The following is a 14304-nucleotide window of genomic DNA, read 5'->3' as shown; positions in this document are numbered from 1 at the left end:
GGCGCCGTCCAGGGCGCGCGGGCCGCATCGGGCCCGGTCCTCACACCTCGAGCGGGTCGACGTCGATCTGCCAGCGCAGCTCGCGGGCGGTGCGCTGGCGGTACAGCAGCGCCAGCCATTCGGCGAGGAAGGCCTGCAGCGGGCCGCGCTGGTCCGCCTCCACGAGCAGCTGCGCGCGCTCCCGTCGCGCCAGGCGCGTCATGCGCATCGGCACCGGATCGAAGATGCGCAGCCCCTCGGGGGCGCGCTCCTGCGCCAGGCCGCGGGCATGGCGCAGAAACTCGACGGCGACATCGAGCGCGGGCGCATCGGCGCGCAACATGGCCTGGTGGGTGAAGGGCGGAAAGCCTGCGCTGCGACGCTCCTGCAGCGCCATGCGGGCGAAGGCGTCGAAGTCGTGGCGGGCCAGGTGCTGGTAGAGCGGGTGCGCGGGGTATTCGGTCTGGATCAGCACCTCGCCCGGCAGCGCACCACGCCCGGCGCGGCCACCGACCTGCATGAGCTGCTGGAATAGACGCTCCGGGGCGCGGAAGTCGGCCGCATGCAGCGAGGCGTCGGCGGCGATCACACCGACCAGGGTCAGCTTGGGGAAGTCGTGGCCCTTGGCCATCATCTGGGTGCCGACGAGGATGTCGGCCTCGCCCGCGGCGATGGTGTCGAGCAGCGCCTCCCACTGCTTGCGGGTGCGCGCCGCGTCGCGGTCGACCCGCAGCACGCGCGCCTGCGGGAAGAGCTCGGCCAGCCGGGCCTCGATGCGCTGGGTGCCACGACCGAAGGGCTGGATGTCCTGGTTGCCGCAGCTCGGGCAGGCCGGCGGGATGGGGCCGTCGCAGCCGCAATGGTGGCAGCGCAGGCGGCGGTCGGCGAGGTGCACGACCAGGTTGGCCGAACAATGCGGACAGCGGCTGACCCAGCCACAGGCGGGGCAGGACAGCACCGGCGCATAGCCGCGGCGGTTGAGGAACACCAGGCTCTGCTCGCCGCGCGCCAGACGTTGCGCGAGGGCGGCCTGCAGCGCCGGGCTGAGCCCCTCGTCGAGCTTCAGGCGGCGGGTGTCGATGCAGCGCACGACCGGCAGGCTGGCGGCGAGCGCGCGCTGGCTCAGGGTCTGCAGCGCATAGCGCTCGCGCCTGGCGTGGTACCAGGTCTCGAGCGAGGGCGTTGCCGAGCCGAGCACGATCGGCACGTCGCGCTGGCGCGCCCGCCACACGGCGACGTCGCGCGCCGAATAGCGCACCCCCTCCTGCTGCTTGTAGGAGGCGTCGTGCTCCTCGTCCACCAGGATCAGGCCGAGTCGCGGCAAGGGCGCGAACACCGCCAGCCGCGTGCCGAGCACGATGTCGGCGCGGCCGGTGAGCGCCTGCACGAAGCCGCGCGAGCGCGCCCCATCGGCGAGGCCGGAATGCAGGCTGACGACGTTGGCGGCGGCAAAGCGCTGCGCCACCCGCGCCTCCAGCTGGGGGGTGAGGGCGATCTCGGGCACCAGCATCAGCACCTGCCGGCCCTGCGCCAGCATGCGCGCGGCCAGGCGCAGATAGACCTCGGTCTTGCCACTGCCGGTGACGCCATGCAGCAGCCAGGTCCGGAAGCCGGGGCCGGCCTGATCGACGGCGTCCACCGCTGCGGCCTGCTCGGCGGTCAGGGCCGGCAGGGCGCCGGTGGCATGAGGATCGCCGGCATCGACGACCACCGCCAGCCAGCCGCGGCGCAGGAGTTCGCCCACCGCCTCGCCGCCCGCCATGTCACGCACCATCGCCCGCCGCCACGGCCCCGCGCCGGCGGCGAGGGCTTGCAGCAGCGCCAGGGCCTTGCTCGGACGGCGCGGCGCGGCGAGCGCCTCGCGACCCGCGGCGGCAAGCGCAAGCAGCGGATCCTCGTCCTCGGCGCTGACCCCGTCGGCACGACGCAGGCCAGGCGGCAGGGCAAGGGCCACGACCTCGCCGATCGGGGCGTGGTAGTAGCGTGCGACGAAGCCGACGAGCTCCAGCCAGTCGGCTGGCAGCGCCGGCACGGCACGCTGGATGTGATGCACCGCCTTCAGGCGCGTCGTGTCGACCTCGGCGGCCTCGGCTAGGGCGACGATCAAGCCGGTGCGTTCGCCGCGTCCGAAGGGCACCTTTACACAGCGGCCGACATCCGCCTCGGACGCATCTGCCGCCGCGTAATCAAACACTTGCGGCAAGGGGATGGGTAGGGCGACGCGGACGATGGCCATACGGAAATGGGGATGCGACGAGGGAATGCCGAAAAGTCAGAGACTTGGCCGGTTCTGCTGAGATTGGCCCGAGAAAATCGACGCCAAGCCTATGGACTGAAATGCGGCTGTCGGCTTGTCCACAAAACCTGTGGATAAGTTTGTGGGCAAGCTGGGTGAATCGCCCTCAAAGCGGCGCAGAATCAGGCTTTTAGTCACATTGCCTTAACATTGCGCAAGTTATATTTTGTTTATTTTCAAACACTTATAAAACATAGCGCATAAGCCGCCCCGTTCTGGGGAAATTGAGCACCGGAACGGCCGGATGTGCATAAGTCAAGCCCTGATAACGCAATTTTTGCCTTGACAGACCGCGGCGGCCGTAGCGCAAACGGCCGCCGCACATCGACCCGCTCAGCCTTGGGCGCGCAGCTTGCGGCTGTGCTCGTGCACCGTATCCACCAGCACGGTGACGCTCTCGGGCGGGGTGTATTGCGAGATGCCATGGCCGAGGTTGAAGACGTGGCCCGGATGGTTGCCGAAGGCGTCGAGCACACGCCGGGTCTCGGCGGCGATCACCTCGGGCGGGGCGAACAGCACGTTCGGATCGAGGTTGCCCTGCAAAGCCACCTTGTCGCCGACCAGCCGGCGCGCGCGGCCGATGTCCATCGTCCAGTCGAGACCGACCGCATCGCTGCCGATGGCGGCGATCGACTCGAGCCACAGGCCACCGCCCTTGGTGAACACGATGTTGGGCACGCGCTGGCCGTTGCGCTCGCGGATCAGGCCGGCGATCACCTGCTCGAGGTAGCGCAGCGAGAACTCGCGGTAGGCGGCCTCGGACAGCACGCCGCCCCAGGAGTCGAACACCATCACCGCCTGCGCACCGGCCTCGATCTGCGCGTTGAGGTACTTCACTACCGCCTGCGCGGTAACCTCGAGGATGTGGTGCATGAGGTCGGGGCGGCTGTAGGCCAGGCTCTTGACCTTGCGGTAGTCGTCGGACGAGCCGCCCTCGACCATGTAGCAGGCCAGCGTCCACGGGCTGCCGGAAAAGCCGATCAGCGGCACGCTGCCGTCGAGCGCGCGACGAATCTCGCTCACCGCGTCCATCACGTACTGCAGCTCGGCATGCGGGTCGGGCGCGCTCAGGTTGCGGATCTCCCACTCGTCCTTGAGCGGGCGCTCGAAGCGCGGCCCCTCGCCCTCGGCGAAGTACAGGCCCAGTCCCATGGCGTCGGGCACGGTGAGGATGTCGGAGAACAGGATCGCGGCGTCGAGGTCGTAGCGCGCCAGCGGCTGCAGCGTGACTTCGCAGGCCATCGCCGGGCTCTTGCACAGGTTCAGGAAGTTGCCGGCACGACGACGGGTCTCGCAATACTCGGGCAGATAGCGGCCGGCCTGGCGCATCAGCCACAGCGGGGTGTAGTCGGTCGGCTGGCGCAGCAGGGCGCGCAGGAAGGTGTCGTTCTTCAGTCGGCTCACGTCGAGTCCTCTTGGGCGGGCAGTCAGGGTCAAGCCGTGATTATCGCCTGTCCCGCGCCACAAGGGGGTTGTCGGGGATCAAGGGGCCTCAGCGCCGCCAGAAGGTGGGCGTGAGCACGACGAGGAAGGTGAAGATCTCGAGGCGGCCGAGGATCATCGTGAAGGACAGCACCCACTTGTGGATGTCCTCCAGCCCCTGGTAGTTGGAGGCTGGGCCGACCAGGCCGAGCCCGGGACCGGTGTTGTTGAGGCAGGCGACGACCGCCGAGAACGCGGTGACCAGCTCCAGGCCGGTGGCCGACAGGATAAGCGTCAGGCTCACGATCGACACCATGTACATGAAGCTGAAACCCAGCACCGCGTGCAGGATGGTCTCCGGCACCGGCTTGCGCCCGAGGCGCACCGGACGCACCGCATGCGGGTGCAGGCTGCGCACGATCTCGCGGAACACCTGCTTGTACAGGATCATCGCGCGCATCATCTTGATGCCGCCCCCGGTCGAGCCGGAGCAGGCGATGAAGCTGCCCAGGAACAGGATCCAGATCTGCGCGAACATCGGCCACACGGTGTAGTCGTAGGTCGACAGCCCGAGCGAGGTCGAGATCGACACCACATGGAAGGCGACGTAACGCAGCGTCGTGCCGACATCGGCGTGGGCGTCGAAATGCGCCAGGTAAGCAGTCAGCAGCAAGGTGCTGATCGTGAGCACGCCGAAGTAGAAGGGAATCTCGGGGTCGCGCAGGTAGGGGCGGGGCGAGCGGCGCACCAGGGCGAGGTAGTGGGTGGCGTAGTTCAGCCCGGCGAGCAGGGCGAAGACGATGGCGACGATCTCGACGTTGAGATTGCCAAAGTGGCCGAGCGAGGCATCCTTGTTCGAGAAACCGCCCAGGCCGGCGATGGTTAAGGCATGGATCACCGCATCCCAACCCTCCAGGCCGGCCCACCACAGCGACAGGCCGCAGGCGATGGTGAGCAGCACGTAGGTCACCCACAGGCCCTTCGCGGTCTCGGCGATGCGTGGCGTGAGACTGGCGTCCTTCATCGGCGTCGGCACCTCGGCCTTGTACAGCTGCCGGCCGCCGATGCCGAGCAGGGGCAGGATCGCCACCACCAGCACGATCACGCCCATGCCGCCGATCCAGTGCATGAAGGTGCGCCACAGGTTGATCGAGACGGGCAGGTCGTCCAGACCGGTGAGCACGGTGGCGCCGGTCGCGGTGAGGCCGGAGACGGCCTCGAAGTAGGCGTCGGTGAAGCGCAGCTCGGGGATGTAGGCCAGCAGGGGCAGGGCGCCGAACAGCGGCAGCACCACCCAGGTCGAGGCCACCAGCAGAAAGCCATCGTGCACCCGCAGGTCGCGCCGCTTGGCGCGGGTAGCGAGCCACAGCAGCAGGCCGGCGACAACGGTGACGAAGATCGCCTGGTCGTAGGCCAGGGTCGCACCATCGTCGAGCACCACCGAGACCGTCAGCGGAAACCCCATCAGGAGGCCGAAGATCATGATGATCAGGCCGAGCGCGTTCAGCGCGGGGTAGTAGGCACGCATGGGGAGAGGTCCGGGAGTCAGAGGAAGGTGAAGCCGACCTGGAACAGCTTCTCCACCTTGCGCACGAGCCGCTTGTTGGTGCAGAACACGATCACGTGATCGTCCTGCTCGATCACGGTGTCGTGGTGGGGCATGATCACCTCGCGCCGCAGCACGCGGCCCTCGTCATTCTTGATGTTGCGCACGACGACGCCGATGGTCGCCCCCTTGGGCAACGCGATGTCCTCGATCGGGCGGCCCACGACCTTGGAGTCCTTGCGGTTGCCGTGGGCGATGATCTCGAGCGCCTCGGCCGCGCCGCGGCGCAGGCTGTGCACCGCCACCACGTCGCCGCGGCGTACGTGGGCGAGCAGGGTGCCGATCGAGGTAAGCGCCGGCGAGATGGCGATGTCGATCGGCCCGCCCTGCACCAGATCGACATAGCTCTTGCGGTTGATCAGCGCCAGCGTGCGCCGCGCACCCATGCGCTTGGCGAGCGAGGCCGACATGATGTTGTCCTCCTCGTCGTTGGTCAGCGCGACGAACAGGTCGGTCTCGTCGATGCCCTCGCTCTCGAGCAGCTTCTCGTCGGTGGAGTCGCCACGCAGCACGAGCGCATGCGACAGGTGCGAGGCCAGCATGTCGGCGCGGCCGCGGTTGAGCTCGAGGATCTTGACGTGGTAGTTGTCCTCGATCGACTGCGCGAGCCGAAAGCCGATGTTGCCGCCGCCGGCGATCATGATGCGGCGCATCGGCCGGTCGGAGCGGCGCAGCTCACCCATCACCTTGCGGATATGCACGGTCGCCGCCAGGCAGAAGACCTCGTCGCCCGGCAGGATGACGGTGTCGCCTTCCGGGATGATGGGCAGGCCGTCGCGATAGATCGCGGCGATGCGCACCTCGACGTTGGGCAGGTGAAAGCGCAGCGCCTTCAGAGGGTGGCCGACCAGCGGCCCGCCCTCGAAGGCGCGCACGCCGATTAGGCTGACCACCCCGTCGGCGAACTCGAGCACCTGCAAGGCCTCGGGGAAGGCGATCAGGCGCTTGATGTAGTCGGTGACGACCTGCTCGGGGCAGATCGAGAAATCGACCGCGAAGTTGCTGTCGTCGAGCAGCTCCGGGTAATCGACGTAGTCGGTCGAGCGCAGGCGGGCGATGCGCGTCGGCAGGTTGTACAGCACCTTGGCGATGCGGCAGGCGCACAGATTGGTCTGGTCGGACTGGGTGACGGCGATGAGCAGATCGGCATCCTCCGCACCGGCTTCCCTCAGCACCCGCGGCGAGGCGGCGTTACCGCATACGGTGCGCACCTCGAGACGATCGCGCAGGACGTCGAGGTACTCCTCGCTGGTATCGACGAGCGTGATGTCGTTCGCCTCGGATACCAGGTTTTCGGCCACCGACGTGCCCACCTGGCCGGCACCGAGAATGATGATCTTCACCCTGAATTCCCGACTCTTTGTGAGGAGCTGATTCTACGCTCGCGAAGAGGCCGCCGACAGCGCATGTTGCAACGCACCAAATCGGCATGCCGACGTGCTCCCGGACCGCCCGCGCTCAGTGCTCTTCGTGCCGGCGCCCGGCCTGGAGACCAAGCTGCTTGAGCTTGCGGTACAGGTGGGTGCGCTCGAGTCCGGTCTTCTCGGCGAGGCGGGTCATGTTGCCGCCCTCCAGGCGCAGGTGGTGCTCGAAGTACATGCGCTCGAAGGCCTCGCGCGCCTCGCGCAGGGGCTGATCGAGCGACACGCCGCAGGCCCCCGCAGCGAGGTCGGGCGGCAGCAGGCGACGCACCTCGCCAGCGCCGATCTCCTCTTCCAGCGTGCCCAGGGCGAGCGACTTCACCGCCGCGCGCAGCTCGGCGTAGCCGCCCGGCCAGGGCAGGTTGCGCAACTGGTTGAGCGCTGCCGTGGAGAAGCGGCGCAGCGGCACCTCGCCCGCCTCCACCAGATGCAGCAGGAGCTGGCTAGCGAGCTCCGGCAGGTCGTCACGCACATCGGCCACCGACGGCGGCGCCAGGCTGACTTCGAACAGACGGCTCAGCAGTCCCTCCTCCCAGCCCTCGCCCACCAGGCCATCGAGGCTGCGATCGGTCGCCACCACCAGGCGCAGGTCATAACGCTCGAGGCGATCGAGGGCGAAGGCGAGATTCTTCTGCTGCGCGCGCGACAGCCGCGCCAGTTCGCCGACGAACAGCACGCCGCCCTGGGCGGCCTGCAGCTGGCCGATGTCGAGCGGTGTGCTTACGCCCGCCAGATCCAGCCAGGGCGCGTTGGCGGCCTGCACGCTGCGGCCCACCAGCTCGGCCAGGCTGCCCGGGCCGACGCGCAGCAGCAACACGCGCGAGCTGTTGCTGATCTGCTCGAGCCGGCGCTTGAGCTCGCGCAGCGGCACCGAGCGTGTAAACGCGGCCAGGGTCAGCGGTGCCGGCGTACCGGGTGCCTGCGGCCGCTGCAGCCCGCGCTTGACCGCGGCGAGCAGCTTCTGCAGCGCAATCGGCTTTTCCAGGTAGTCGATCGCACCGATGCGGGTCGCCTCGACCGCGGTGTCGATGGTGCCATGGCCGGACATCATCACCACCGGCATGTTGAGCTGGCCGTTGGCCGCCCACTCCTTGAGCAAGGTGATGCCGTCGGTGTCGGGCATCCAGATATCGAGCAGCACCATGTCCGGCCGCACCGCATTGCGCGCAGCGCGCGCGGCGGCCGCATTCTCGGCGAGCAGGATGTCGTGCCCCTCGTCGCGCAGGATCTCGGAGAGCAGCTCGCGGATCCCGATCTCGTCGTCAACGATCAGTATTTTTGCCATTGCGTTCGTCAAACTTCCGTGTGTTCGGCCAGCCGCAGGCGGATGCGGACTTCCGCACCACTGGCATCGCGATTGGTCAGGCGGACGTCACCCCCGTGCTCGTCCACGATCTTCTTCACCATTGCCAGGCCCAGACCGGTACCGCGCGACTTGGTGGTGAAATAGGGTTCGAAGGCGCGCGCCAGCACCTCGGCCGGAAAGCCCGGCCCGTTGTCTCGGAACAGCAGCACCGCGCGCTCGCCCTCGCGCCGGGTCAGCACCCGGACCTCGCCATCGTCCATGCCCGCCAGCGCGTCCTGGGCATTCTGCAGCATGTTGTGGATCACCTGTCGCAGTTGGCTGGGGTCGCCCTGCACCAGCGGCAGGTCGGCGGCGAGCTCGGTGCGCACATGCACCGCCGAGCTCTCGTACAGGTGCAGGACCTCGCGGATCAGCGCGTTGACGTCGAGCGCCACCAGCGTCGGTGCGGGCAGCCGCGCATAGTCGCGGAAGGCATTGACCAGATTCTTCATCGCCTCGACCTGGTTGACGATGGTCGTGGTCGCGCGCTCGAGCATCTCGCGCCCGTTGTCGTCGAGGCGGTCGGCAAGCTTGAAGGCGAGCCGCTCGGCCGAGAGCTGGATCGGGGTCAGCGGGTTCTTGATCTCGTGCGCGAGACGGCGCGCCACCTCGGCCCAGGCGGCGGTTCGCTGCGCGGCGACCAGGCTGGAGATGTCGTCGAACACCACCACCAGGCCGCCGCCCGTCGCCGCCGGCAGGCGCGAGCCGTGGATCAGCAGGCTGAGCGGCGAGCTGTCCTTCACCGGCAGCTCGACCTGCGTCTTCCAGTCGCCATCATGGGTGGCGAAGCCATCGAGCAGGGTCTCGCGGAACGCCTCCAGGCGCGGCCATTCGGTCAGCCTGATGTCCTCGAAGCCGGCGAGGTCGTCGTCGAGGATCTGCAGCGCGCCGTGGTTGGCGGCGCGCAGATGACCGTCGGCCGAGAAGGCGAGCACCCCGGTGGAGAGGTTGGCGAGCACGCTCTCGAGGTAGGCGCGGGCGGCCTCCACCTCGGCGCGGTTGCGGTCGGCGGCCGCACGGGCATCCTGGAGCTGGTGGATCATGCGGTTGAAGGACTGCGTCAGCACGCCGAGCTCGTCCCGCGCCGGCAAGGCCTGGCGCGGGCTGTAGTCGCCCTCGGCCACCGCCTGCGTACCCTCGGCCAGGATGAGCAGCGGCGCGGCCAGGCGGCGGGCAATCAGGAAGGCCACGGCGAGCGCGGTCAGCAGCGCGAGCAACAGGGTCAGGCTGAGGGTGATGGTGTAGATGCGCTTCAGGCCGCTGCGTCCGAGCGTGAGTTGCTGGTAGTCGCGGTAGGCCTCCTGCACCGCCTCGGCATTGCGGCCGAAGGACTCCGGCACGGGCTGCGTCAGCATCAGCAGGTTGGGTTCGCCCGCCAGCGTGCGCAGCGGAATCGGTGCGATCACGCGGATCTGCAGACGCCCATCGGGTCGGCTATCGACGGTCTGCAGATGGCGACTCTGGCGCGCCTGACGCAGTTCGGCCGACGAGGGCAGCTCGGGGATCAGGCCCTGGGCCTGGTCTGCCGCAGTCGCCAGCAGCTGGCCGTTGGCGGTGAGGATCGTGGCGCTGCTGATGCCGGCCTGCTCGCGCAGGCGGTTGAGCAGGCTGGCCGCGCCCGGCCCCACGCCCTCGAGCTCCAGCACCATGTCGTCGGCCTTGTCGCGCACCTGGCTGGCGAGGTAGTCGAGGGCGTTCTGGCCGAGCGCGATGCCGCCCTCGAGGGCAGAGTCAACGCGCACGTCAAACCATGACTCGATACTGCGCACCATGAACTGCAGCGACACCGCATACACCACCACGCCGGGCACCACACCCATCAGGGCGAACATCAGCACGAGACGGAACTTCAGGCGCGAGCCGAACTCCCGGCGGCGATATTCGCGCCACAGCTGACGCAACTGCACGCCCACCAGGCCGGCCATGGCCACCGCAACCGCCCCATTGAGCGCGAGCAGGAAGGGATAGCTGCCGGCAAACAGCTCGGTGTTGGCGCTTGCCGAGGTCAGCAGAAAGAGCGAGATCCCCGCCAGCGCGGCGACCACGACGAGGTAGATATGCTTCATTGGAAACCAGGCGCCCCGGGCAGGAAGGTCCAGCGCAGCCAGTCCGTGCCCAGGTTCCAGTCACGGCTGCCGATGGCCGTAACCTGGAAGGGCTTGGGTAGCTGGCTGGTGTCGAGCCGGAAGCGCACCGCCACCTGGTGCGACACGCCCGCCTCAAGCGTGTCGAGGTCGGCCACCTGCCAGTTGCGCACCCGCCGCATGGTCAGCACGGCCGCGTCGAGCGAATCGAAGCTCTGGTGAAAGCTGCCAATCGACAGCCGGTAGCTGCGCGTGATCGCGTGGTAGTACAGCCGGTACTCGAGGCTGCGGTCGACCACCACCCGATTGAACCAGTACCAGCGCGGACGCTCGATGACGAGCTCGGTGGTGAAGTACAGCGACACCCCGCGCGACACGGCATCGACCAGGCGCGAGTTGAGCTCGATGTCGATGTCGGCGTTGAGCACGTAGCCCCCCTCCCCGCGCACGATCTCGGCGCTGCGAATCACCCCGTCATCGGCGCGGACGAGTGCGGCGAAACAGATCAGCAGAACGAAGGCGACATGACGCAGCAGACGTTCAAGCCTGCTTGCGCAGAAGGGCGTAATAGAAGCCGTCATGTTCGGCATTGGGGAGCAGCTTCAGATCGGGATGGCCGCAGGGCGCAAGGCGTTCCGCGTCCGCATGGCGGGTGCAGAAACGGGCGATCTGTTCGGCGTTTTCCTCGTCGAAGACCGAACAGGTGACGTAGAGCATTGTGCCACCCGGGGCGAGGGTCTGCCAAAGGGCGTCGAGAATTTCCGCCTGCTGTGCGGCAAACTGCACGATATCCGTCTCGCGACGCAGCCACTTGATGTCGGGGTGGCGGCGCACCACGCCCGAGGCCGAACAGGGCACGTCGGCGAGGATACGATCGAAGGGGCGCCCATCCCACCAGCGCGAGAGCTGACGACAGTCGGCGACCTTGATCTGTGCGCCAAGACCGAGGCGCGCGAGATTGCGCCCGATACGCTCGGCCCGCCCCGCGTCGAGCTCGAGCGCCAGCAGCTCGATGTCCGCCGATTCGAGCAGATGGGCGGTCTTGCCGCCCGGCGCGGCACAGGCGTCGAGCACCCGCTCGCCCGCCTGCGGCGCGAGCAGGCGCGCCGCCCATTGCGCCCCGGCATCCTGCACCGACACCCGCCCTTCGGCGAAGCCCGGCAGGCGGGCGACCGCCACGGGGTGGTCAAGCAGGATGGCGTCGTTCTCCAGCCGACGCGCAGCGATGCCTGCGGCGTCGAGCTCGGCGAGCATCTTGTCGGGCGTGCTGCGCCGCGCGTTCGCGCGTACGGCCATCGGCGGACGCTCATTGCCGCTGGCGAGCACCGCCTCCCAGCCCTCGCCGGCTGTCGTGCGCACGCGCGCAATCCACCACGCCGGAAAGCCGTGGCGGGCCTCCTCGTCGGCCTGCGTCCACTGCGCCCATTTCGCCTGCTGGCGCAGGGCATTGCGCAGCACCCCATTGACCATGTTCTTGAGCGCAGGCATCGACACCGCGGCCGCCTGCACCGCCTGATCCACGACGGTGTGCGCCTGTTCCGGCCTCTGGCGCAGCCGCAGCAGGGCCACCAGCAGCAGCGCATGGATCACCGTGGGCGGCGGCGAGCGCAACAGGCGGTCGAGCACGACATCGCCGTGCCTATAGTCGCGCAACGTGGACCACGCAAGGTCGCGGACAGCACCGCGTGACGCATCGGACCAGGCCGGATGCGCAGCCATCAGGCGCTCGAAGGCATCGGTGAGGTTACCGCCCTCGAGCACACCCGCCACAAGGGAGGCGGCGCGGACCATGGCGAGGGCCAGACTGTCTTCAGCCAGAACAGGCGCGGGCGCTGCGACGGGACGCCGCAGCGCCGGTCGCGCGGCACGAGGGGTGGCGGTTTGACGGGACGCCGCCGGGACGGCGCGCCGACCCGGCTTGGGGGAGGAAGTCACGATGCAGGGTCCGGGGAGGCGTCGCCGCGCCCGCGCTGATCAGGCGAGCAAGGCACGCAAGTGGTTGGGGAAGGCAAACTGCGCGCGATATACGGCTGCGTTCAGATGCTGCAGGCGGGCGATGCCGCGGGCGGCGAGACGACGATCGACCTCGGCTTCGTCGAGGCCCAGCGGGTCGAGCGAGTCAGACGCGGTCGCCAGCCCCCACAGGCTGCCGTAGAGCGGAATGTACAGGAAATAGGGCCGCACACAGGCGAACACCTGGCGCAAGCGCTCGACCAGCGCCCTCACCCGCTCGGGCTGGAACACCGGCGTGCCGATGTGCAGGCTCAGTGCGCCCCCTGTGGTCAGCAAGGCACGGCAGGCACGGAAGAAGTCCTCCGCGTACAGCGCCTCGGCGGGACCGACCGGATCGGTGAGATCGAGCACGATCAGGTCATAGCGATCGCGGGCCGCCGGCCCGTCCTCATGCACGTACTTCATGCCGTCGCCGATGCGGATGTCCACCCGCGGATCGTCGAGCGCGCCGTGATGCACGGCATCGAAGTAGCGCCGCGCAATGTCGATCACCTTGGCATCGAGCTCGGCAATCACGACCTTTTCCATGCCTGGATACTTCAGCAGCTCCTCGGCTGAGCCGCCATCGCCGCCGCCGATGATCAGGGCGCGGCGGGGACCCGCATGGGCGAGCCCGGGCACGTGGATGATGTTCTCGTGATAGTAGAACTCGTCGCGCTCCGAGGTCATGAAGCAGCCATCGAGGCGGAACAACCTGCCGAAGCGCGGCGTGTCCCACACCTCGTAGGACTGCCACTCCGACTCCCCGCGCTCAAGCAGGCGGCCGGCCTGCAGGAAGTAACCGGCATCCGTGGACAGGGACTCGGACAACACACCGTCCGGGAGGGCACTCACCGTCGTGGTCATGAGGCGACGGCCTCATTCACCGGCAAGCGCCCGCGGATGACCTCGTGGCGAACGACCTCCTGCGGCGCCAGGGCGCCGATCACGCGCTGGAACACCTGGCGGGCGCGACCGCTGTTGTCACGCGAGAAATTGCAGACATAGACGTCAAGCGTGGCATCACCGGTCTCGGGCCAAGTGTGGATGGCCAGATGAGACTCCGCCAGCACCACGGTCCCGGTCACCCCAGCCGCCTCCCCCTGTTCATCCAGGAACTGATAGAAGTACGCGCCCAGTGGCGTGAGGCCCGCCTCGTTGCACTGGGCCACGCACAGGGCCTCGAGCCGCTCGCGCTCGATGAGCAGTCCAGGCTCGGACTGGCAGGAATAGATATCCGCGATGAGATGAAGTCCGTTCATTTCCCCGATCTTGTTGGTTCATGAGTGAGACCTGCATTTTATCATGAGCGGCTAATGCAATATTTTTGCAAAGATATTTGCGGCGATGTTTCACGTGAAACATCCGACAGCCTCAGCGCAGGAAGGTGTCGTAGCTGAGACGGGCAATCAGCACCACAACCACCCCAAGAAACATCTTGCGCACAAAACCGACACCGTGCTTCAGCGCCATGCGGGAGCCCAGGATCGCCCCGGTCAGGTTGCAGGCCGCCATCACCGCAGCGAGCTTCCACATCAACTCGACATTGCCCACAAAGAACGCAATGGCAGCGGCATTGGTCGCGACATTGAGAATCTTCGCCGACACCGAGGCGCGCAGGAAGTCCATGCCCAGCAAGCGGATGAAGAGGAAGATCAGGAAGCTGCCGGTGCCAGGGCCGAAGAATCCGTCATAGAAGCCGATCGAGCCGCCGATCGCCAGTGCAAGCAGCACCGAGCGCCAGCCATGCTCGGGCTCGACCGACACCGAGCCCAGACCCTTGCGCACGAAGGTATAGATGGCCACCAGCACCAGTAAGACGAGGATCAGCGGGCGCAGGATGGCCGGATCGAGATAGGCGACTGCCTTCGCGCCATACCACGAGCCCACCAGCGCCGCGAGCGCACCCGGTCCGGCGACGCGCCAGGGAATCGCCACCCGCCGGCTGTACTGGATGGCGGCACTCCCGGTGCCGATGACGCTGGCGAGCTTGTTGGTACCGAACAGGGTAGCGGGCGCAGCCTGCGGAAACGCGGTGAACAGCGCCGGCAGCTGGATCAGTCCGCCGCCCCCGACGATGGAGTCAACGAAGCCCGCAAACAGCGCCGCCAGACCCAGCGCAAGAAAGAGAAACTCGATATCCATCGGCAATGTTTCAC

11 protein-coding genes are annotated in these 14304 nt (G+C 68.0%); all 11 read right to left on the bottom strand.

Annotated features, from left to right (window positions below; all coding sequences use genetic code 11):
• Positions 1-40: 40 nt before the first annotated feature.
• The 11 genes from PLC66_RS08335 to PLC66_RS08285 all read right to left on the bottom strand — a co-directional run bounded on the left by PLC66_RS08335 (position 41) and on the right by PLC66_RS08285 (position 14290).
• On the bottom strand, positions 41-2215 hold the full coding sequence (locus PLC66_RS08335; RefSeq protein WP_324539271.1) for a primosomal protein N': 2175 nt from the start codon (positions 2213-2215) through the stop codon (positions 41-43).
• Between the two features lie 393 nt (positions 2216-2608).
• Entirely contained in the window at positions 2609-3679 is a 1071-nt protein-coding gene (gene hemE / locus PLC66_RS08330; RefSeq protein WP_324539269.1) for a uroporphyrinogen decarboxylase, read from the bottom strand.
• A gap of 88 nt (positions 3680-3767) precedes the next feature.
• Entirely contained in the window at positions 3768-5225 is a 1458-nt protein-coding gene (locus tag PLC66_RS08325) for a TrkH family potassium uptake protein (protein ID WP_324539268.1), read from the bottom strand.
• 17 nt (positions 5226-5242) lie between these two features.
• The gene (trkA, locus tag PLC66_RS08320; protein ID WP_324539266.1) at positions 5243-6646 is read right to left on the bottom strand and encodes a Trk system potassium transporter TrkA; all 1404 of its coding nucleotides are present in this window, start codon (positions 6644-6646) and stop codon (positions 5243-5245) included.
• A gap of 115 nt (positions 6647-6761) precedes the next feature.
• The gene (locus PLC66_RS08315) at positions 6762-8009 is read right to left on the bottom strand and encodes a sigma-54-dependent transcriptional regulator (protein WP_324539264.1); all 1248 of its coding nucleotides are present in this window, start codon (positions 8007-8009) and stop codon (positions 6762-6764) included.
• A gap of 8 nt (positions 8010-8017) precedes the next feature.
• Positions 8018-10135 carry a sensor histidine kinase gene (locus PLC66_RS08310; protein WP_324539262.1) on the bottom strand — a complete coding sequence of 706 codons (2118 nt, stop codon included), beginning with the start codon at positions 10133-10135 and terminating at the stop codon, positions 8018-8020.
• Positions 10132-10743, bottom strand: coding sequence for a DUF4390 domain-containing protein (locus PLC66_RS08305; protein ID WP_324539260.1), 612 nt, complete (start codon positions 10741-10743; stop codon positions 10132-10134). The genes PLC66_RS08310 and PLC66_RS08305 overlap by 4 nt, the downstream gene beginning before the upstream one ends.
• On the bottom strand, positions 10694-11944 hold the full coding sequence (gene rsmB, locus PLC66_RS08300) for a 16S rRNA (cytosine(967)-C(5))-methyltransferase RsmB (protein WP_324539258.1): 1251 nt from the start codon (positions 11942-11944) through the stop codon (positions 10694-10696). Before rsmB ends, PLC66_RS08305 begins: the two co-directional genes overlap by 50 nt.
• Before the next feature lie 183 nt (positions 11945-12127).
• A complete protein-coding gene (speE, locus tag PLC66_RS08295) occupies positions 12128-13012 on the bottom strand; it encodes a polyamine aminopropyltransferase (protein ID WP_324539256.1) in 885 nt (294 codons plus the stop codon).
• On the bottom strand, positions 13009-13407 hold the full coding sequence (locus PLC66_RS08290; protein ID WP_324539254.1) for an S-adenosylmethionine decarboxylase family protein: 399 nt from the start codon (positions 13405-13407) through the stop codon (positions 13009-13011). Before PLC66_RS08290 ends, speE begins: the two co-directional genes overlap by 4 nt.
• Positions 13408-13519: 112 nt before the next feature.
• Positions 13520-14290, bottom strand: a complete 771-nt coding sequence (locus tag PLC66_RS08285) for a sulfite exporter TauE/SafE family protein (protein WP_324539252.1) — start codon at positions 14288-14290, stop codon at positions 13520-13522.
• Positions 14291-14304 lie beyond the last annotated feature (14 nt).

The organism is Thauera sp., from assembly GCF_035444905.1.
Lineage (GTDB): Bacteria > Pseudomonadota > Gammaproteobacteria > Burkholderiales > Rhodocyclaceae > Thauera.
Note: the sequence above shows the minus strand (reverse complement) of the source record. Positions and strands in the feature narration are given on the sequence as shown.

Excerpts from the sequence above, each read along its gene's own strand:
- PLC66_RS08325 (WP_324539268.1), bottom strand. The coding sequence starts at position 5,225 with ATGCGTGCCTACTACCCCGCGCTGAACGCGCTCGGCCTGATCATCATG.
- PLC66_RS08310 (WP_324539262.1), bottom strand. The coding sequence starts at position 10,135 with ATGAAGCATATCTACCTCGTCGTGGTCGCCGCGCTGGCGGGGATCTCG.
- PLC66_RS08290 (WP_324539254.1), bottom strand. The coding sequence starts at position 13,407 with ATGAACGGACTTCATCTCATCGCGGATATCTATTCCTGCCAGTCCGAG.
- rsmB (WP_324539258.1), bottom strand. The coding sequence starts at position 11,944 with ATGGTCCGCGCCGCCTCCCTTGTGGCGGGTGTGCTCGAGGGCGGTAAC.
- PLC66_RS08315 (WP_324539264.1), bottom strand. The coding sequence starts at position 8,009 with ATGGCAAAAATACTGATCGTTGACGACGAGATCGGGATCCGCGAGCTG.
- PLC66_RS08285 (WP_324539252.1), bottom strand. The coding sequence starts at position 14,290 with ATGGATATCGAGTTTCTCTTTCTTGCGCTGGGTCTGGCGGCGCTGTTT.
- PLC66_RS08305 (WP_324539260.1), bottom strand. The coding sequence starts at position 10,743 with ATGCCGAACATGACGGCTTCTATTACGCCCTTCTGCGCAAGCAGGCTT.
- PLC66_RS08335 (WP_324539271.1), bottom strand. The coding sequence starts at position 2,215 with ATGGCCATCGTCCGCGTCGCCCTACCCATCCCCTTGCCGCAAGTGTTT.
- speE (WP_324539256.1), bottom strand. The coding sequence starts at position 13,012 with ATGACCACGACGGTGAGTGCCCTCCCGGACGGTGTGTTGTCCGAGTCC.